Source organism: Candidatus Omnitrophota bacterium, assembly GCA_018830005.1.
Taxonomy (GTDB): Bacteria; Omnitrophota; Gorgyraeia; order JAHJTE01; family JAHJTE01; genus JAHJTE01.
Genome location: JAHJTE010000001.1, coordinates 706728 through 726162 on the forward strand (window position 1 = coordinate 706728; position 19435 = coordinate 726162).

At 39.4% G+C, this 19435-nt stretch carries 19 protein-coding genes; all 19 read left to right on the top strand.

Going from position 1 to position 19435, the window contains the following annotated elements; translation table 11 throughout:
* The 19 genes from murC (at position 1) to mrdA (ending at position 19433) form a co-directional block, all read left to right on the top strand.
* Complete coding sequence (gene murC, locus KJ593_03795) at positions 1–1377, top strand: UDP-N-acetylmuramate--L-alanine ligase (GenBank protein MBU2541006.1); 1377 nt, start codon at positions 1–3, stop codon at positions 1375–1377.
* Positions 1364–2299: a UDP-N-acetylmuramate dehydrogenase gene (murB, locus tag KJ593_03800; protein ID MBU2541007.1), complete on the top strand. Its 936-nt coding sequence runs from the start codon at positions 1364–1366 to the stop codon at positions 2297–2299. Before murC ends, murB begins: the two co-directional genes overlap by 14 nt.
* A complete protein-coding gene (locus tag KJ593_03805) occupies positions 2296–3240 on the top strand; it encodes a D-alanine--D-alanine ligase (protein ID MBU2541008.1) in 945 nt (314 codons plus the stop codon). Before murB ends, KJ593_03805 begins: the two co-directional genes overlap by 4 nt.
* Positions 3237–4043, top strand: coding sequence for an FtsQ-type POTRA domain-containing protein (locus KJ593_03810; protein ID MBU2541009.1), 807 nt, complete (start codon positions 3237–3239; stop codon positions 4041–4043). The genes KJ593_03805 and KJ593_03810 overlap by 4 nt, the downstream gene beginning before the upstream one ends.
* A complete protein-coding gene (locus KJ593_03815) occupies positions 4033–5268 on the top strand; it encodes a rod shape-determining protein (protein ID MBU2541010.1) in 1236 nt (411 codons plus the stop codon). Before KJ593_03810 ends, KJ593_03815 begins: the two co-directional genes overlap by 11 nt.
* Before the next feature lie 56 nt (positions 5269–5324).
* Positions 5325–6053 carry a YggS family pyridoxal phosphate-dependent enzyme gene (locus KJ593_03820; protein ID MBU2541011.1) on the top strand — a complete coding sequence of 243 codons (729 nt, stop codon included), beginning with the start codon at positions 5325–5327 and terminating at the stop codon, positions 6051–6053.
* Positions 6054–6878: a pyrroline-5-carboxylate reductase gene (locus KJ593_03825; protein MBU2541012.1), complete on the top strand. Its 825-nt coding sequence runs from the start codon at positions 6054–6056 to the stop codon at positions 6876–6878.
* A gap of 10 nt (positions 6879–6888) precedes the next feature.
* Positions 6889–7752 carry an S-methyl-5'-thioadenosine phosphorylase gene (gene mtnP, locus KJ593_03830; GenBank protein MBU2541013.1) on the top strand — a complete coding sequence of 288 codons (864 nt, stop codon included), beginning with the start codon at positions 6889–6891 and terminating at the stop codon, positions 7750–7752.
* On the top strand, positions 7749–10526 hold the full coding sequence (ileS, locus tag KJ593_03835; protein MBU2541014.1) for an isoleucine--tRNA ligase: 2778 nt from the start codon (positions 7749–7751) through the stop codon (positions 10524–10526). The genes mtnP and ileS overlap by 4 nt, the downstream gene beginning before the upstream one ends.
* Before the next feature lie 26 nt (positions 10527–10552).
* On the top strand, positions 10553–10936 hold the full coding sequence (locus KJ593_03840; GenBank protein ID MBU2541015.1) for a TraR/DksA family transcriptional regulator: 384 nt from the start codon (positions 10553–10555) through the stop codon (positions 10934–10936).
* Entirely contained in the window at positions 10936–11367 is a 432-nt protein-coding gene (lspA, locus tag KJ593_03845; protein ID MBU2541016.1) for a signal peptidase II, read from the top strand. Before KJ593_03840 ends, lspA begins: the two co-directional genes overlap by 1 nt.
* A gap of 27 nt (positions 11368–11394) precedes the next feature.
* Complete coding sequence (lgt, locus tag KJ593_03850; GenBank protein ID MBU2541017.1) at positions 11395–12159, top strand: prolipoprotein diacylglyceryl transferase; 765 nt, start codon at positions 11395–11397, stop codon at positions 12157–12159.
* On the top strand, positions 12140–13045 hold the full coding sequence (locus tag KJ593_03855) for an RluA family pseudouridine synthase (protein MBU2541018.1): 906 nt from the start codon (positions 12140–12142) through the stop codon (positions 13043–13045). The genes lgt and KJ593_03855 overlap by 20 nt, the downstream gene beginning before the upstream one ends.
* Positions 13046–13133: 88 nt before the next feature.
* Positions 13134–13868, top strand: a complete 735-nt coding sequence (locus KJ593_03860; protein ID MBU2541019.1) for a hypothetical protein — start codon at positions 13134–13136, stop codon at positions 13866–13868.
* Between the two features lie 2 nt (positions 13869–13870).
* Positions 13871–15187 (top strand): 3-phosphoshikimate 1-carboxyvinyltransferase, encoded by a 1317-nt coding sequence (aroA, locus tag KJ593_03865; GenBank protein MBU2541020.1) that lies wholly within the window; start codon positions 13871–13873, stop codon positions 15185–15187.
* 79 nt (positions 15188–15266) lie between these two features.
* Positions 15267–16346 carry a rod shape-determining protein gene (locus KJ593_03870; protein MBU2541021.1) on the top strand — a complete coding sequence of 360 codons (1080 nt, stop codon included), beginning with the start codon at positions 15267–15269 and terminating at the stop codon, positions 16344–16346.
* 50 nt (positions 16347–16396) lie between these two features.
* A complete protein-coding gene (gene mreC, locus KJ593_03875; protein MBU2541022.1) occupies positions 16397–17185 on the top strand; it encodes a rod shape-determining protein MreC in 789 nt (262 codons plus the stop codon).
* Positions 17186–17244: 59 nt separating this feature from the next.
* Positions 17245–17742: a rod shape-determining protein MreD gene (mreD, locus tag KJ593_03880; GenBank protein ID MBU2541023.1), complete on the top strand. Its 498-nt coding sequence runs from the start codon at positions 17245–17247 to the stop codon at positions 17740–17742.
* Positions 17709–19433, top strand: a complete 1725-nt coding sequence (gene mrdA / locus KJ593_03885) for a penicillin-binding protein 2 (protein MBU2541024.1) — start codon at positions 17709–17711, stop codon at positions 19431–19433. The genes mreD and mrdA overlap by 34 nt, the downstream gene beginning before the upstream one ends.
* The last annotated feature ends 2 nt before the right edge of the window (positions 19434–19435 follow it).

Here is a 19435-nt window from a genome sequence, read left to right on the forward strand (position 1 = left end):
ATGAAAAATTATCATCTCGTAGGTATTGGCGGAGTCGGAATGAGCGCCATTGCCACATTGCTCATGAAGCGGGATCTAAAATTAAGCGGTTCAGATATACGCGAAAATCAGATTATTCGCGATTTAAAGGAGAAGGGAGTAGATATCAACATCGGTCATCGTAGGAAAAATCTGAGTAAAAATGTAGAGGCGCTTGTCCTATCTTCGGCAATTGGTGATGATAATCCAGAGATTATTGAGGCCAAGAGGAGAGGTATACCTATTTATGGGCGCGCACAAGTTTTGTCCTGGCTTATGAAGGGAAAGAAGATCATCACCGTAACCGGTGCACATGGTAAGACAACGACAGCTTCTCTTATTGCTTATATCCTTTCCCACGCGGGTTTAAATCCTACTGTGGCTATCGGCGGAGTTGCCAAGAACTTTTCCATTAATGCCTGGCAGGGCGATGGCGATTATTTTGTAGCTGAGGCTGATGAGAGCGATGGTTCTTTCCTAAATTTTAAACCCGATTTTTCAATTATTACCAATATTGACAATGAACACTTGGATTATTATGGTAGCTTCGATTCTCTGCTTGACTCCTTTGCTAAATTTATTGATGGAACAAGAGATGGTGGAACAATTCTGATAGACTACTGTGATAAGAATTTACAGACCTTAGTAAACAATTCCGGAAAACACTATAAGACCTTTGGTCTGGATAGGAATGCAGATATCCGGGCAGAAAATATTAAGACCTTATCATTCGGCTTGCAATTTGACTGCCTTCTAGCTTCAAAAAGATTAGCTAGAATTTCCCTACCGCTGATTGGTGAGCATAATATAATAAATTGCCTGGCTGCTATTCTTTTAAGTTTAGAGTTAAATATTGACTTGAATAGAATAATCCAGGCTATTAAGGATTATCAGGGAACATGGCGCCGCCTAGATTTAAAATTTAGGAGCCCGAAGATTATGCTCATCGATGACTATGCGCACCATCCTACTGAAATCAAGGCTACCTTGAAGGCTGTGAAAGAATTGATAACCGCAAATAAATCTTACCAAAAGATTATTACTGTATTTCAGCCACATCGTTTTTCACGCACAAAGCTTTTACTTGGTGAGTTTATAGGTGCCTTTGATTTATGCGATGATTTAATTATCACTGATATCTACTCGGCAACTGAGAAGCCAATTAAAGGAATCAACGCCAAGATTCTTTATGAGGAGATTAAAAAGGCAAAGAAAGATAATGTCTATTATTTAGAAAAACAGGATATCATTGATCATGTTCTCAAACATCTATCCGGATCTGATGTTGTTCTTTTTCTGGGAGCAGGTGATATCACCAAATTAGCTGATGAATTTAGGGAAGTCCTTGAAAGGATTTAAGGGAGAGATTAAATTTAAAGAGCCACTTTCTTTGCATACTACTTTTAGGATTGGCGGCGCGATAAATTTATGGGCAGAGCCAGGGGATATCCCTTCTTTAAGAATGTTGCTTAAGTTTGCAAGGGAGGAAGACCTTGCAGTTTTAGTTGTAGGAGGAGGTTCTAATCTACTCTGCAAAGATAAATTCCTTAATGCCCTTGCCATTAATCTATGTAGCCCCTTTTTTTCTAAGATTAGGATAAATTCAAAAGGTATTATTGCCGGCGCTGGCGCAAAAACGCCCCATCTGATCAAAGAGGCCTTAAAGGCTGGAAGAGGCGGCCTTGAATTCTTAGCAGGTATTCCAGCAACCTTAGGTGGTGCAATCTGGATGAATGCTGCAGCAGGCCCTGGTGGCTCTACGGCAGATATAGTTGAGTCAGTTCAGATAATGAATGCTGCTGGGAGAATTCGCAATATAAGAAGGGCTGATTTAGAATTTAAGTATCGAGGTCTAAATCTTTCTCGTTGTATAATTCTAAAAGCGCAATTGAAATTAACAAGGCAGCCCCGAGGCAATATAAAAGAATTATTAACCACTAATCTTAAAAGACGAAAAAGGTCCCAAGAATTAAATGCCTCCTCAGCTGGATGCGTTTTTAAAAATCCCTCGCAAGAAGTAGGCAAGGGGATTACTGCTGGTTATTTAATCCAGAAGGCCAAACTTAAAGGCACTAGCTGTGGCAGGGCTTATGTCTCGAAGCGTCATGCAAATTTTATTATTAATAAAGGAGATGCAAAGGCTAAGGATGTGATCGCGCTCATGAATAAAGTCAAAACAAAGGTCAAGGATAAATTCGCAATTAGACTCGAGCCTGAGATCAACATCATTGGAAACACAAGAAGAGCAGCCTCAGACATTAATGGCCTTAGGTTTTTATGAGAGTTAAGAATTTAGAGAGTCTTAAAATTGCCGTTTTTATGGGTGGGGTATCGCAAGAGCGTGAGATTTCCATTAAATCAGGCAATGCTGTATTTCTAGCACTAAAAGATGCGGGTCTTAATGTAATAAAGGTTGATATCACTTCCGATAACAGGCAAAAAATCAAGGAAAAGATAAAAGATTTGAAGATAGATTTGGTTTTCATCGCTCTTCACGGAAGGTTTGGGGAGGACGGCACATTACAGGAAATACTAGAGGATGAGGCAGTCGCCTATACAGGTTCAGGCCCTGCTGCCAGTAGATTGGCAATGGATAAGATTGCCTCAAAAAAAATGTTTTTAGAGGCGCATCTGAATGTGCCGCCATTTTCTGTAGTAGGTTTATCCAAGGATGATGAGCTTTGTAATATTATTGAAAAAATAGGATTTCCTTTGGTAGTAAAACCTGCAAGCTCAGGTTCAAGCATTGGTCTTTCCATTATCCAGAGAGAAGAGGATATTCTTAAGGCGCTTAGCCTGGCTAGGAAATCTAGCGATTCGGTTATTATCGAAAAATTTATTAAAGGCAGAGAAATAACTGTAGGGATTTTAGATAAGCAGTCTTTGCCGCCAATTGAGATTGTACCGGATGAGCAATTTTTCAATTTTCAGGCTAAATATAAAAGCGAAGGCACGCAATATATTGTTCCGGCAAGGTTAGATAAAACTTTATTAGAGCAGTTTAGGCATGCTGCGTTCTCTGCGCATAAATGCCTATCTTGTAGTGGATTTTCTCGTGTGGATATGCTTCTTGGCGCTGGTGATAATAAGATTTATGTGCTTGAAGTGAATACGATTCCTGGTTTAACCGAAAGGAGTCTACTCCCTAAAGCGGCTAAGTATATCGGCCTTGATTTTCCAAGGCTGTGTCAGGAAATACTAGGATTGGCTAGAGGCTTATGAAATATCAAAAGAGAAATATCAAGATTAAGCAAAAAAAGATTTTTAAAATAAGGTATATAAGGAAGTTTGCGATATTTTCTATTTTAGTTATTTTAGCAATTCTGACTCTAAATCCCTCTTTTAAGAAGATACAAAAAAGCGCCTTTTTCGAAGTCAGGACAGTTGTAATAAAAGGCAATCCCGGCTGGCTTGAGCACTCTGTGAGATTTCTTATTGGTAAGAATCTTTTTAGCATTGATTTAGACAAGGTCAGAAACAGATTAAAATATGAGCATTCTGAAATAGAAGAGATCTCATTAAGTAGACTTTGGCCAGATGCAATATATATTAAGTTTACTCTTAGAAAGGCTGTGGCGACATTGGCAGCAAGGGAAGATTTATTAGTTGACAAATACGGATTCTTTTTAGAAAGAGGCAAATATAAAGAGGCTGTCCTTGATTTACCTCTGATTCAAGGCATCTCTCTTAGGGGATCAGAGAGAAAAAAGCGCATAAATTTAGATGCTAAAGTCACAGCAGCATTCGAACTTATCCAGCTATATTCAAAGTCAGGGATCTTAGATGATTACAGGCTGATTGAGGTAGATGTCGGACATATCTCCAAAAACGCACTCTCTATTAGCAAAAAAGAATCTGGCAAAGATCAGCATCGAATAATTGTAAAGGTTGGCGAAGGTTCATATAAGAGGAAGTTAGAGATGCTAGAGGTCTTCTTAAACAAGGCAGATTTTAACTGGGCTAATATAAATTATGTTGATTTGCGTTTTAACGAGCCGATCGTTGGTTTAAAAGATGGGCAATAGTCAAATTTTTGTTGTGGATATCGGAGGCAGTAAGGTAAGTGCAGCCTTGGCATTCTGCTCAAGGGACAATAGAATTTTTGAGATTTTTACTGAGTCCGCAAAAAGAAGAGCTGTATCTAGAAATAGCACAGAGTACATGAGCGATTTGAGTGATATAATTTCAAACATCAAGACATCCTTAGAGAGGAAGACCGATACCAGATTAAAAGATGTCTTTGCCAATATTGATTCCGAATTTGTAAGTTGTCGCCTAAGTAAGGCGGCAATGGCCTTGACCCAAGGCGTTGCAAAGACTGTTTCGCATTCAGAGTTGAAGAGGGTCCAGAGTCAAGCCCGGCATTTGGGGCTTAAGCTTGATGAAGAAATACTGCATGAATTTCCTAGCCGCTATATAGTCGACTCAAACGTGGCTGTAGGCAATCCCTTGGGATTAGCAGCCAGAAAATTAGAAGTGGACCTATTCCTTATAGTCGCAAAGGCTATTGGTGTTGATTCTATGACTAAGATCCTAAGTCGCTCTGGACTAAAACTCAAATCAGTTTCCTTTTCAGGGATTGCATCTGCTGCGGCAATATTAAAGAGCAGGGAAGAATTGCAAAATGCAGTTGTAATTGATATTGGAGCCCTAAATACAAAGATTGCGATTTTTTCTGATGGCATCTTAAATGATGTAAAGGTGATACATTTTGCTGGAAATAATATTAGCGAGGCTATTTCAAGTTCCCTAAATCTATCTTATGCACTTGCTGAGGAATTGAAAGAAACCTATAGCAGCGTAGCAGTTGATGTTGCTTTATCCGACGACGACATCATGATCAAGACCAAAAACTCTTATAAGACAATTAAACGCTCCAAGGTTTCTAAAGCGGCATTGCCAGAGGTAAAGAGATTGATTTCTTTGATAAAAGATTGCCTGGGTCAAGCCTTATCGAATGAGCCGCGTATTTTTGTCTGTGGAGGTACTGCGCTTTTAGATGGTCTCTTGGAGGCATTGGAGGCTGAGCTATCAGTACCAGTTGTTCTTGGCCGTCCAAACGTAGACTATTTCCCGGCCCAAAAACGTAATAATTTTTTCAAAAATCCTAGCCAGGCAACGATGGTCGGCCTTATTGCACTGGCTTTAAAAAAAGCAGATGTGATACCCGCCTCACCCAAGCCTAAAGGAAAAGAATTATTCGGTCAATTTCTTGAGAAAGTAAAGCAGGCCTATACTGATTATTTTTAGTCACCTTCCTCAACGTCCTCATATGAGTCCTTTTCCATTGACACTCATTTAGTTTTATGTTAAGTTATTCCGTTAGCATTCTTAAAAAGTCAAAAGAGATGATTCAAGAAAATATTTTGCGCTTAAAGGAGCGCATAACCGCAGTCTGTAACCGCCTAGGCAGAAACCCGCAAGAAATTAAGATTGTCGCTATTACAAAAAATACCACACCCCCAATGATTAAGCAGGCTATTGATTACGGTATTAATGATATTGGCGAAAATCGTGTTCAGGATGCTATTTCAAAGTTTGCCAGTTTAGAGAGCGAGAAGATAAAATTTAGCAAACATATGGTTGGCCATCTACAGACTAACAAGGCCAAAAAGTGCGTTGAAATATTTGATCTTATACAGTCTGTAGACAGCCTAAAACTAGCCTCAGAGATTAATGAGCAGGCTGAAAAAATCAACAAAATCCAGAATATATTGATCCAGGTCAATACCTCTAGCGAAGTAACTAAATTCGGTCTGAAGTGCGAAGAGCTCAAAGGTTTTATAAGAGAGATTCCCAAATTTGAAAATTTAAAGGTTCAGGGTCTCATGACCATAGCGCCTTTAGTAGAGAATCCTCAAGAAGTACGTATCTTTTTTAAGAGATTAAGTGAATTAAAAGATAAGATTAACGAGCAGAGAGAGCAGGCTGAAAATATAGGAATCCTCTCAATGGGCATGACTGATGATTTTGAGGTAGCAATTGAGGAAGGCTCAAATATGATTAGGGTTGGCAGGGCTATTTTTGGAGACTAGATGCAAAAAGGAATCGGGATTATAGGCTTTGGTAATATGGGTTCGGCGATTGCTGAACAATTAAAAGATAAATATCAAATTTTTGTTTTTGATAAGGATGAAAATAAGACCAGAGATTTAAGCTCTATTTATGTTAGTAGAGATATTGATAGTTTATTAGCTAGAGTCGATACAGTTATATTGGCAGTAAAGCCGCAGGACTTTGATGCCTTAGTTAGCAAGATAAAAGATTTGCTCGCAAATAAACTTGTGGTTTCGATTGCTGCTGGTATTTCTACAGAATATATCCAGAAGGAATTAGGCAAGGTGCGTATTATTCGCAGCATGCCTAATCTTCCTGCTAAAATAGGCCGTGGCATGATTTGTATATGTAGGGGCCAATATGCTACTGGCAATGATTTGAAATTTGCAAGAGAACTGTTTCTAAATTTGGGAACTATACTAGAGGTAGATGAGTCTATGATGGATTCTGCAACAGCAATCTCTGGCAGCGGCCCGGGTTTTCTCTATGCATTTCTTGAAAATAGAGAAAAAAGCCAATGGCCTGATTTTTTAAAAGAGAAATTCATACCTAAGCTCTCTGAGTCAGCCCTGAAGGCAGGCTTCAGGCAAGAAGAGGCCAAAATCTTGGCTAATCACACTGCTTGCGGTAGCCTTGCGTTACTAGAGCAGACTGGGCTAGGCCCGCAAGATTTACGAATGCAGGTTACTTCTAAAGGAGGCACTACAGAAGCTGGCTTAAAGAAATTAGACGTTAATAATGTTGAGTCTTTACTTGCGGCATGTGAAGCAGCTTTATTAAAAGTAAAGTCATTGTCGCGCTAGGGGAGTAATTATGTCAGGAAAAATCGGAATCATGGGTGGAAGCGGCTTACAAAAATTAGAAGGGATAAAGGATGTGAGAAAAGAAGAGGTTAAGACACCTTTCGGAGATGCGTCGGATAAATTTGTAATTGGGAAGCTAGAAGGCAAAGAGGTTGTTTTTCTGCCGCGGCATGGCCTGGGCCATAGGATAGCTCCGAGTGAAATAAATTATCGGGCTAATATTTATGGAATGAAAAAACTTGGCGTTGAAAGAATAATCTCTGTAACTGCCTGCGGTAGTTTAAAAGAGGATATCAGGCCTTTAGATTTTGTGGCTGTTGATCAGTTTGTTGACAGGACTAATCATGCAAGGGATATGACCTTTTTTGATAAGGATATTGTTGTCCATGTAGTTTTTGCACATCCAGTATGCGCAGGGCTTTCTAATTCGATATGTGAGGCTGCTAAGCTAGGAGATGTCAGTATTCACAAGGGTGGTACCTACATAAACATGGAAGGACCCGCATTTTCAACTCTAGCAGAGTCGAATCTTTACCGGTCTTGGGGAATGGATATAATTGGCATGACTAATATGGCTGAGGCAAAATTAGCACGAGAGGCAGAGATATGTTATGCGACATTGGCTGCTGTAACGGATTATGACTGTTGGCATCTTGAACATGAAAGCGTAACTATAGATTTAGTAATTGCCAACTTACAAAAGAATATTGATAACGCAAAGAAGATCATATCTAATCTTGTTAAAATCCTACCGGACAAAAGAGATTGCGGCTGTCGCGATGCGCTTAAGTTTGCAATTATTACAGATAAAAACCTAATACCGAATAGGGTAAAGAAAGATCTAGATATTATCATCGGAAAGTATATAAAATGAGCCAGGATTATCGCAACACATTAAATCTACCAAAGACGTCTTTTAACATGCGGGCAAATCTGCCGAAGAATGAGCCTAAGATTTTAGATTCTTGGCAGGCTAGGAAGATTTACGATAAAATCAAGCTCAAGTATTCTAAAAGTAAATCTTATATCCTGCATGATGGGCCTCCTTATGCCAATGGTCATATCCACATCGGCCATGTCTTGAATAAGACCTTAAAGGATATCGTCGTAAAATACAAGACAATGAAAGGTTATAATTCTCCCTTTGTGCCTGGTTGGGATTGTCACGGTCTTCCCGTAGAACATCAGTTATTCAAGGAATTGGGAATAAATAAGGACCAGATAGATCAGTTGAAATTTAGACGTAAGGCTTATGATTATGCAGTTAAATTTGTTAAAGTGCAGAAGCAGGAGTTTGAGCGTTTAGGGGTTTTTGCAGATTGGGACAAGCCTTATTTGACATTAGATAATGACTATGAAGAAAGCATTATTGATTCATTTGCAAAATTAGTAAAAAAAGGATATATCTATCGCGGCCTAAAACCTGTTAACTGGTGTGCAAGGTGCGAAACTGCTTTAGCTGAAGCAGAGGTCGAATATGAAAAGCATACTTCACCTTCAGTATTCATTAAATTAAAAATTGATGAATCTAATCAGATTCTTAAGGATAGCTATTTCGTGATTTGGACAACCACTCCCTGGACATTAATTGCGAATGTGGCAGTAGCAGCTCATCCTGATTTCAATTATGCATACATTAAAACAGAGAAGGGCAATTTAATTTTATTAAAGGAATTATCCTCGCAACTTTTAGCGGCATTTGGCATAGAAAAATACGAGCTTATCAAAGAGATAAAAGGCAGAGATCTAGAAGGTCTAGGTTATACGCATGCTTTTGAGTTTAGGAAGGGTAAGGTTGTTTTAGCTGATTATGTATCTAAAGAGGAAGGCAGTGGTCTTGTTCATATAGCCCCGGGGCATGGTAGCGAAGATTATTTAACAGGCTTAAAATATAAGCTGGATATCGTGATGCCTGTAGATGCAAAAGGAGTTTTTGATAAAACTGCGCATGAATTTAATGGCCTGAATGTGTTTAAGGCCAATGACATCATTATTGATAAACTAAAGATGAGAGGTTCACTGCTGCGTACTGATAATATTGATCACTCTTATCCGCATTGCTGGAGATGCAAGAGCCCGGTAATATTCAGGGCAACAAAGCAGTGGTTTTTGAGAGTTGATCATAAGGAAAATATTTTTGCTAAGACCTTAAGGAGAAGACTCCAGGATGTAATCAAAAAGATTAGATGGATACCTGCAACCGGCAGGGAAAGGATTGCGACAATGGTGCAGTTAAGACCAGATTGGTGCTTGTCGCGTCAGCGCTATTGGGGCGTGCCTGTTCCAGCATTGGTGTGTAACAGCTGTCAGGAGGAATTCCTAGAGCCTAAGGTTATTGAGAGATTCAGCCGATTTATTAGCGAAGATGGTTCAGATGCGTGGTTAAAAAGAGACTTAGGAGATTTCCTTCCACCTGGCCTGAGTTGTCCGCATTGCGCAGGGAAGGATTTTTCGAAAGGAACTGATATCTTAGATGTCTGGTTTGATTCAGGCGTAAGCCATCAAGCAGTATTAAAGAGAAGAGCCGATTTAACCTTTCCTTGTGAATTATATCTAGAGGGTTCTGATCAGCATCGGGGTTGGTTTCAGTCTTCTTTGATACCTTCAATGTGCATAGACAAACGAGCTCCATTTAAGGCCGTCTTAACTCACGGTTTTGTAGTTGATGGCAATGGAAGAAAGATGTCCAAGTCTTTAGGCAACGTAATTTCTCCCCAGGAGATTATTAAAGATTACGGAGTAGATATCTTAAGATTGTGGGTTGCTTCCAGCGATTATAATTTTGATGTGCGTATATCAGTCCAGATTCTGGCTCGTCTGTCTGAGGCCTACAGAAAAATAAGAAACACGATAAGATTTCTCTTGGGGAACTTATATGATTTTAATCCTAGAGAAATGAAATTAGACCTTAAAGATTTTAGTATATTTGACCGTTGGGCTATTTCAAGGCTATCTGAACTTACTGAACAGGTCGGTAAGTATTATGAGGATTTTGATTACTATAAGGCCTACCAGACTATATATAGTTTTTGCTTAAGCTCTATGAGCACTTTTTATCTTGACGTAATGAAAGATTTACTTTATACTTCTAGGGCTAATTCTAAGGCACGCAGGGCAACCCAAAGCGTTCTTTATCAAATATTACTTGTTCTTTCTAAGCTTATCGCTCCGATTTTAAGTTTTACTGCTGAAGAGGTATGGCAATCAATTCCCGCAGTAGAAGAAGAGAGTGTTTTCTTAAGTCCCTGGCCGAAGCTTAATAAAAAGTGGCGAGATTTAGGACTCGAGAATGATTTTAGAAAGATTTTAGAAATACGCGATTTAGTTTTAAAGGCCTTAGAGACAAAGCGTAGCCAAGGTATTATCGGAAGCCCCCTAGAGGCACGCGTAATCTTAGAAGTTAAGAACGAAAAAGATTTTAGGTTGCTTGATAAATTCCGTCATGATTTACCTGCGGTTTTTATAGTTTCACAAGTAGATTTAAGCAGAGGCAGTACTCTTAGCATAAAGATAGAAAAGGCAAAGGGCACTAAATGTGCGCGTTGCTGGAATTACAACGAAAATGTAGGTCTGGATAAAGTTTATCCTGAGATTTGTCCCAAGTGTATTAAGACATTAGGAGAGTCAGGCGAAGCTGCTAGGTCATAGGTTCATTCAAAAAAGGAGAATCAAAAGTGAAAAGGAAGTTATTGAGGAAGGATTTGAAAAATTTCAAGAATTTAATAATAAAAAGAAAAGAAGAGATCCTTGAGGAATTAAGACACATAAGAGATGACACCTTGCGTCAGTCTCAGCGTGATGCTGCCGGAGATATAAGCGCCTATACCCTACATATGGCAGATATTGCTACTGATAGTTATGATCGTGAATTTTCTTTAGGTATCGCCTCCAACGAACGGAAGATACTTTATGAAATAGATGACTCTTTAAAACGAATAGAAGAGGGAACATTTGGCATATGTGAATGCTGTGATAAGCCGATTGCGAAAACAAGGCTCAAGGTCCTACCCTATACGCGACTGTGCAGAAAGTGTCAGGAAAAACTAGAGAAAAAATAATATTTTTTCTTTCTACCTTCCTTATTGTCCTCTTTGATTTTTTATCCAAGAGACTAATCTTAAATAGACTGTATTTTGGCGAGAGCATTCCTTTGATTCAGGGAGTTTTTCATATTAGCCTCGTAGCGAATCGCGGCAGCGCATTTGGGCTATTCAAGAATCTATCCAGTTTCTTTACTGTATTTTCGATTATCGCAGTCTTGGTAGTTGGCTATTTATTTTTAACATCTAGGCAGACATCGAAGATATATCATCTTTCTCTTTCCTTGATTCTGGGCGGCGCCTTAGGTAATTTGATTGATAGGATCAGCCTTGGTTTTGTTGTCGACTTCCTGGATTTTAGAATCTGGCCGGTATTTAATCTTGCTGATAGTGCAATAACTATCGGAGTCGGATTGTTAATCCTCCAGTTATTACATAAAAAGAAGTAAGCGATTAAGTTATAAGGACTAGGTTTAATGTATCCAGTCATTTGTAGAATAGGCCCATTTACTTTGTATTCTTATGGCTTGATGTTTGCCTTTGCCTCTTTAGTATGTCTTTTCTTCGTAGTCAAAGAAGGTAAGACAAAAGGTATCCAGAGTACTATATTTTTTGATATTTTCTTCTGGACGCTTATAAGCGCAATAGTGGGCGCGCGCCTTCTTTATATCCTGACAAATCTCAATCTTTATCTAGCAGAGCCTAAGGAAATCTTGAATATACACCATGGCGGCCAATCATGGTTTGGCGGTTTTGTCTTTGGCATGTTAGCTGCCATAATTTTTATCAGAAGAAAAGGACTATCCTTTTTTTATATTGCAGATATCTTTGCGCCTTATCTTGCCTTGGCTCAAGGTATTGGTAGAATAGGTTGTTTTCTAAACGGCTGTTGTTATGGAAGGTTGAGTAATTCAATCTTTGCAATAGAATCCTTCTCGCATTCCGGCGCCAGACATCCTACGCAACTATATGCCTTTTTTAACCTGATATTAATTTTTGTTCTTTTATCCGCCTATAAAAAAAGGCGAAAAGAGATCATCCCTGGTGAGGTCTTCTGTCTATATCTCATCCTTTATGGTATCAATCGCTTCATAGTTGAGTTTTTCCGCGCTGATACCATTTCTACGCCCATCCTTACTTTAAGTCTTTTTCAGATATTTTCAATTATATGGATACTCAGCGCAGTTATTGCCTACTTAATTTTAAAAACAAAACATTATAATGGAAAAGCGCGAGTTTAACGTAGAAGAAGAGGCCTCTAGTATGCGTCTGGACATCTTCTTGACGCATAAGCTATCGGGATCTGTTTCTCGCAATACAGTAAAAAAGCTTATTAGCCAAGGCCATGTTTTCCTAAACTCTAAAGTTAGGAAACCATCTTGTAAGTTAAATTATCAGGATAAGGTTTGCGTTGAAATACCGCAAAAAGAGAAGTCTTGTTTAGAGGCATATTATATGCCTCTAAACATTATCTATGAGGATGATTCTTTATTGGTTGTTGATAAGCCAACAGGATTGAGTGTTCATCCCGGAGCGGGAAATCGCAACCGCACCTTGGTCAACGTCCTGCTTTCCTATACCCAGAGGCTTTCTGATGTTGATCCCAAACGGCCAGGCATTGTGCATAGGTTGGATAAGGACACCTCAGGGCTGTTAATTATTGCCAGGAATAATCAAGTCCATCTTAATTTGACACGCCAGTTTAAAGACCGCAGCGTAAAAAAAACCTACCTTGCCATTGTCGAAGGCAAGGTCCAGTTTGATGAGGGATTAGTCGATGCACCTGTTGGGCCTGATCCACGCAGGCGTAAATTTATGAAAGTTAATTTTGCTCATAAGCGCCAGGCACAGACAACATATAAAGTGCTTAAACGCCTGCGAAATTTTAGCGTAGTTGAATTGTCTCCGATTACTGGCCGGACGCATCAGTTGAGAGTGCATATGAAATATCTCGGACATCCAATCTTGGGTGATGAAAAATATTCTGGCCGTTTTAAATTTAGTCGCCTCGCACTTCATGCAAAATTTATAAGATTACGCCACCCAGAAACAGGCAAGATAATGGAATTTAGCTCTTCCATTCCAAGAGAGATCTCAGAATTTATAAAACAGCAGGAGAAAATTTAATATTTGAGTTCGATGCTATATTTGTTATAATAGCAATGTTGGATTGATTCTGTTAGTTTTAGGGAGAACAATTGAAGGAGGTTTTAATATGTCTGATTCAGTTAATATCTTTCGTGTAGGTTTGATTATCATTGTAATTTTGTTGCTTATCCTTGTGAGTGCTGCTGGTTTTTTTCTTCAACAGGAAATCAAAAAGAACACTAATCTGGGAGAGCAGCTAATCAAGGCGCAGGAACAGGAGAATTTATTGAAGTCTTCTTTTGAAAATTCAGACGAGAAGATATCGCGCCTAAATATCTTAATAGGAGAATCTCAAGAGGAGATTAAGTCGCTGACTTCAAAGATCTCTGTTTTAGAAAATGATAACATGAGGCTAAGCGAAGAACTTTCTAGCCTCAAAGGGCACATGCATACTACTAATAATCAAAATATAGAGTTTTTAAAGAAAGTAGATGATTTAGAGAATGAACTGAGACGCAAAGAGGGAGAGTTAGGGATTGCAGTTAAGGAGAAGGAGGATTTGCTTGCTAAGTTAGAAGTTTTAGAGCAAAAGCGCTCTTCTATTGATTTGGAGAAGATTGTAGTAAAACCTCTCCTGGAGGGAAAGATTGTAAATATTGATAGAAAATATAAGTTTTTAATAATTGATCGTGGAGAGCAAAATAATGTTGAGGTTGGAGATATATTTATCTGTTTTCTCGATGATAGAGAAATTGGGCAGGTTAAGGTAGAGAAGGTTTATGAATCGCTCTCAGCAGCAAATTTCTTACCCGATCTGCAGTTTCAATATCTGAAACAAGGAGCAAAGGTGGTAAGAAGATAGATATGAGGAAAATCAGTCCTGCGAGTTCCCTATCCGGCAGCCTGACCTTAGGCGGCGACAAATCGATTTCTCACCGGGCAATAATTTTAAGCTCTATCAGCGCCTCGCATGTTAGGATAAAAAATTTTTATCCATCTCAAGATTGCCTTTATACCCTGAGGGCCATGCGTAGCTTAGGCGTAGAGATTCGCCAGCTAAAAAAAGGACTATTGGATATATCAGGCGTGGGTTTAGGTGGGTTATCTGCCTCTGGGAGTATTTTTTTAGGTGATTCCGGCACAACCTATAGGTTGTTAGCAGGATTGCTATCTGGCCTGAGATGCTCAATTAGTTTGAAGGCGGGAAAAAGCCTTTCTAAAAGACCGATGCGAAGAATCATTGTCCCCTTAACAAAGATGGGGGCAGTTATTAAAGGCCGGCAAGGGAAAAAATTTGAAAGTTATCCTCCTTTAAATATTAAAGGTGGCAATTTGAAAGGGATTATTTATAAACTGCCAGTAGCAAGTGCCCAGGTAAAATCTGCGATTCTTCTGGCTGGCTTAAATGCTAAGGGTAAGACTTGTATAAATGAAAAGGTCAGCTCGCGTGATCACACTGAAAGAATGCTAAAGACCTTTGGTGTTTCTGTTTCTGTTAAGGCAGGCAACATTAGGTTGCAGCCTCCCAAAAAAGAACTAAAAGGGCCGCCTCAGATCACGATCCCGGGTGATTTTTCTTCTGCGGCATTTTTTATTGTAGCTGCACTCCTGCTAAACGGCTCAAGGCTTACTATAAAAGGCGTAGGCGTGAATCCTACGCGTACGGGTTTGTTGAAGGTATTAAGAAGGATGAAGGCAAATATTAAAGTCATTCCGCTTGCTAAAAATAGGCCAGATCTTGAGCCTATAGCTGAGGTAATTATAAGGAGTTCAGCATTGAAGGCGACCAAGGTGAGCCCAAAAGAGATTCCTTCTTTGATTGATGAGATACCAATCCTTATGGTAGCGGCAAGCTTTGCAAATGGCACTACTAGAATTCCTGCTGTAGATGAATTAAGAGTCAAAGAGACTGATAGGATTTTCTCAATGCTTTATAATCTGAAGCGAATGGGTGTTAATATCAGGATTAAGAAAGAATCAGGCAAAGAGACCATCTACATCAAAGGCCTTAAGCGATTAAAGGCTGTCAGGCTCAGGAGCTTTTCAGATCATCGTAGCGCAATGGCCTTGGTTGTTGCTGCTTGCTGCGCAGAAGGAGTGAGTTTCTTAGATGATACTTCTTGCATCCGCAAGTCCTTTCCTGATTTTTTTAAAGCGTTGGAGTCAGTCAAAGTTACTTAAATTTTAATTGACACAAGTAACTGATTTTGATATAGTTAAGTATGCTAAAATTGATAAAATTCAAATTTGAAGGTTTATTATGAAAAAGATTTGGCCACTAGTAAAACAGATTTGGCGGCTCGTTTTTAATTATGTGCGTAGTCTATTCTCAAATGATATGGGTATAGATTTAGGCACAGCGACCACGCTCGTTTACGTTAAGAATGAGGGTGTTGTTTTATGTGAACCTTCAGTCGTTGCCATAGAAAAAGGGACTTCTCATGTTTTGGCAGTAGGCGAGGAGGCCAAGCGAATGCTAGGCAGAACTCCTGGCAATATTGTTGCTGTGCGGCCAATGAGAGATGGCGTTATCTCTGATTTTGAGGTCACAGAGGCGATGCTTAGATACTTTATCCGCAAGGTTCAGAGTAGAAGGGTATTATTTGGGCCGCGGCTTATTGTAGCTATTCCTTCTGGGATTACTGAGGTAGAAAAGCGGGCTGTGAGGGATTCTGCTGTGAGGGCGGGCGCCAGAGAGATATTCCTAATTGAAGAGCCTATGGCAGCAGCAATTGGAGTGGGATTACCAATCCAGGAGCCTACGGCCAATATGATTGTTGATATTGGCGGAGGCACAACAGAGATAGCCATTATCTCTTTAGCCGGTATTGTTTTTTCTAAATCCATTCGTATCGGCGGAGATGAAATGGATCAGGCAATTATCGAATATATAAAGAAAAATTATAATTTATTGATTGGTGAACGCACTTCCGAAGATATAAAGATAAAGATAGGTTCTGCCTATCCTTTAGAAGAGGAGCTTTCATTAGAAGTAAGAGGAAGAGACTTGGTAGCTGGTTTACCAAAGATGATTAATATAACCAGCGAAGAGGTCAGGGATGCATTAAAAGAGCCAGTACGCGCCATTCTTGATGTTGTCAAAATTAGCTTAGAGCGTATACCCCCCGAATTAGCCGCAGACTTGATAGAAAAAGGAATTATGCTTGCTGGCGGAGGTGCATTGTTACGGGGAATAGATAGCCTAATTGCTGAGGAGATGGGCTTGGTTGTTCATATTGCTGATGATCCTATGACCGCTGTTGCCTTAGGCACAGGCAAGGCATTGAGCGAGATTAAATACCTAAGGCGCGTTATGGTTAGTGTTAAATCAGAGCTTTAGTTTCCAAAAGATATTTTAACTTCAAATTTCCTCACTCTCGACCCCAAAGTGTGATAAGAATAAAAAAATTCATTCCTTTAATTACTTTTTTCTTTTTCCTTTTTATAATTCTTTCCTTTTCGCATCTTTCTTCCGGATTTAATCTTGCATTTGATTTTTTGAAATTACCGCTTAAGATTTTCCTCTACCCCGGAAATATTATCAAAGAAATCCTCTTGCTGCAGGAGACCTATGATGAAAACTCACGCCTGAAACAAGAAAACGCCATTCTTAATTATAAAATGTCCCGTATCTTGAATATGAAACATGAAAATATTCGCCTAGAGGAACTCTTGGGACTAAAGAGTCAATCAAGTTTTAATCTTGTTGCAGCCACTGTAATTGCTCGCGACCCGGATAACTGGACTTCAACACTTATTATCGACAAGGGTCAGGAGGCGAACATAAGAGAGGACTCTGTTGTTATAGGCCAAAAAGGCCTGGTGGGGATAGTAAGTGATATAGGCCTGACGACATCTAGAATAGTTCTGATCAACGATCCTAATTTTAATTGCGCAGCGCTGTTACGAGACTCACGAGTGCATGGCCTGCTATCTGGTTCGATCTTTGGCGGATGTCGACTGCGTTTTCTTTCTCAGGAAGATGATGTAGCTATTGGCGATGTTGTAATCACAAGCGGCTTGACACTTGAGGTAAGTAGCAGCCTTTTTCCAAAAGGGATTGTAATTGGCAAGGTAAAGTTCATAGCTGAAGAGTCTTCCGGACTTGGTAAATATTGCTTGGTTGAGACCATTGAAAGATTAGAGAAATTGGAAGAGGTATTGGTAATTATTCCTTAAGTTCATACCAAAACAAATTACAAATAAAAATTAATTTGTGATTTCGGTCATTTTTTTCTATGATCAATTTTATCCTTAGTATCGCAAGTTTAATATTGCTTCATCTACAGGTTCTATATCCTGCTGGCCTTTTATTATTTGGTGCAAAACCAGATTTTCTGCTCATCCTCATTATATTTTTAAGCCTCTATAGTAAGAACGAGCGTACTTTTTTTTGGGCCGCACTTTTAGGAGGCTTGAAGGATCTTTTATCAGCTGATCTATTTGGAGTAAGCATTTTGAGTTTTGCGCTAATAAGTATGATTATGGCTAAAGTCGAAGCAAGATTTTTCTTTCGGAATAGATTTAAGACCTTATTTATTTTTGTATTTTGTATTTCTTTTCTGAACGGATTACTTTCTTATATGCTGCATATATTTTTTAGTACTGGAATCTATCCCATCTTTGCTGGTTTTAAGATCTCAATTTTGCAGGCGATATTAACCGCATGTTGGTCAATACCTCTAATTTCCTTGTTAAAAAAATGCGTTTCAAGATTTTTTATATCTCAATCCTGATAGCCTTTATATCTGTAGCTTCGCGTCTTTTCTTTCTGCAGATTATACAGGGTAATTATTATCGCCTCCAGAGTGCGCGCAATACAATCAGGGTGATTCCCGAGAAAGCGATTCGTGGCAAAATCCTCGACAGAAATGGCGTCATCTTAGCGCAAGATCGACTTGCACTTGACGTGGCCATTATTCCTCAGGATTTGAAAGATATGCGCACAGTCTTTAGTGAGCTTTCAAAGATCTTTGCTATAAAAGAAGAGGAGCTAGAGGCAAGATTTAGAGGAAACATTAGCACTCCATTTGCGCCAGTAGTTGTACTCGGAGATATCGATAAGGAAAAGGCGTTAATAGTTGCTGAGAAGACAAATAAATTTCCCGGGGTAATAATAGAGTCTAGACCAACGCGGGTCTATCCCTATAAATACGTAGCTTCTCATATATTAGGTTATATGGGTATGCCCGAGGTGGTCAAGGAGAGTCTGGGGGATTATGGTTTTACTGCTGTCAATCAGGTAGGGATAAGCGGCATTGAGAAGTATCTAGAGAGATTCTTACGCGGTGAAAATGGAGGTATGCAGATTGAGGTTGACAATCGGGGCAGACAAACCAGCTTGCTTGGTTTGCGAGTTCCCAAAAAAGGCGTTGATATAAGATTGACAATTGATATCAGGGTACAGGAGATCCTGGATGATTTGTTTAGCGAAAATAAGGGAGCAGCAATTTTAATACATCCGTTTAATGGTGAAATATTAGCCATGGTTAGCTCTCCCGCATTTGATCCTAATGTTTTTGTGGAAAAAGAACACAACAAATTGCGCTTGAGATATCTTCTTGATAAGGATGCGTCTCTTTTTAACCGTGCAACGCTAGGTCAGTATCCTGCTGGTTCGGTATTTAAGATAATTACTGCCTTGGCAGCCCTTACTAATAACGCGATTAATACTGATACGCGTTTCTTTTGTCCAGGAGGGAAACTCATTGGCAGGCGAGAATTTAAATGCTGGTCAAGACATGGAGAAGAGGATTTAAAAGATGCGATTGTTCATTCTTGCAACGTGTATTTTTATAATGCGGCTATACTGCTGGGTGCCCAGAGGCTAAGCGAGTACGCAAAGATATTTAATTTAGGAAGACCTACGGGTATTGATTTACCTATGGAGGAGTCAGGATTTGTTCCTTCTCCATCCTTGCGTAGAGAGATCTATCATCAAGGCTGGTATAAAGGTGACACTGCTAATCTTGCGATTGGTCAGGGAGGTTTGCTGGTTACGCCGATTCAGATTGCATCAATGATTAGCGTTATTGCTAATTCAGGTCAGCTATTAAAACCGCATTTGGTTGCTGAGGTCGGCGGCAAGAAGGTAATATACGAAGCTCCTTCAAAGGTTAATATTGAATCTAATTATCTATCTTTCCTAAGAGGAGCCTTGCGCAGCGTAGTTGAGGATTCTAGCGGCACCGCCCATATGCTCCAGATGTACGATATGGAGATTAGTGCTAAAACTGGCACTGCCCAGGCAGGGGCAGGTCGCAAACATGGATGGGTTGTCGGATTTCTTCCCTTTGATAAACCAGAGGTAGCATTTGTTATATTTTTAGAGGATTCGCAAGGCAGTTCCTCTGCGAATGCCTTAGCGATAAAGTTATTTAGACGCCTGTATAAAGAAAAGTTACTAGTTTTTAAACAAGACAAATAAGT

Coding starts and splice junctions, on each gene's coding strand:
- aroA (MBU2541020.1), top strand. CDS start 13,871: ATGAGGAAAATCAGTCCTGCGAGTTCCCTATCCGGCAGCCTGACCTTA.
- mrdA (MBU2541024.1), top strand. CDS start 17,709: ATGCGTTTCAAGATTTTTTATATCTCAATCCTGATAGCCTTTATATCT.
- murC (MBU2541006.1), top strand. CDS start 1: ATGAAAAATTATCATCTCGTAGGTATTGGCGGAGTCGGAATGAGCGCC.
- lgt (MBU2541017.1), top strand. CDS start 11,395: ATGTATCCAGTCATTTGTAGAATAGGCCCATTTACTTTGTATTCTTAT.
- KJ593_03805 (MBU2541008.1), top strand. CDS start 2,296: ATGAGAGTTAAGAATTTAGAGAGTCTTAAAATTGCCGTTTTTATGGGT.
- KJ593_03810 (MBU2541009.1), top strand. CDS start 3,237: ATGAAATATCAAAAGAGAAATATCAAGATTAAGCAAAAAAAGATTTTT.
- KJ593_03825 (MBU2541012.1), top strand. CDS start 6,054: ATGCAAAAAGGAATCGGGATTATAGGCTTTGGTAATATGGGTTCGGCG.
- KJ593_03870 (MBU2541021.1), top strand. CDS start 15,267: ATGAAAAAGATTTGGCCACTAGTAAAACAGATTTGGCGGCTCGTTTTT.
- mtnP (MBU2541013.1), top strand. CDS start 6,889: ATGTCAGGAAAAATCGGAATCATGGGTGGAAGCGGCTTACAAAAATTA.
- ileS (MBU2541014.1), top strand. CDS start 7,749: ATGAGCCAGGATTATCGCAACACATTAAATCTACCAAAGACGTCTTTT.
- KJ593_03820 (MBU2541011.1), top strand. CDS start 5,325: ATGTTAAGTTATTCCGTTAGCATTCTTAAAAAGTCAAAAGAGATGATT.
- KJ593_03815 (MBU2541010.1), top strand. CDS start 4,033: ATGGGCAATAGTCAAATTTTTGTTGTGGATATCGGAGGCAGTAAGGTA.
- KJ593_03855 (MBU2541018.1), top strand. CDS start 12,140: ATGGAAAAGCGCGAGTTTAACGTAGAAGAAGAGGCCTCTAGTATGCGT.
- mreD (MBU2541023.1), top strand. CDS start 17,245: ATGATCAATTTTATCCTTAGTATCGCAAGTTTAATATTGCTTCATCTA.
- KJ593_03860 (MBU2541019.1), top strand. CDS start 13,134: ATGTCTGATTCAGTTAATATCTTTCGTGTAGGTTTGATTATCATTGTA.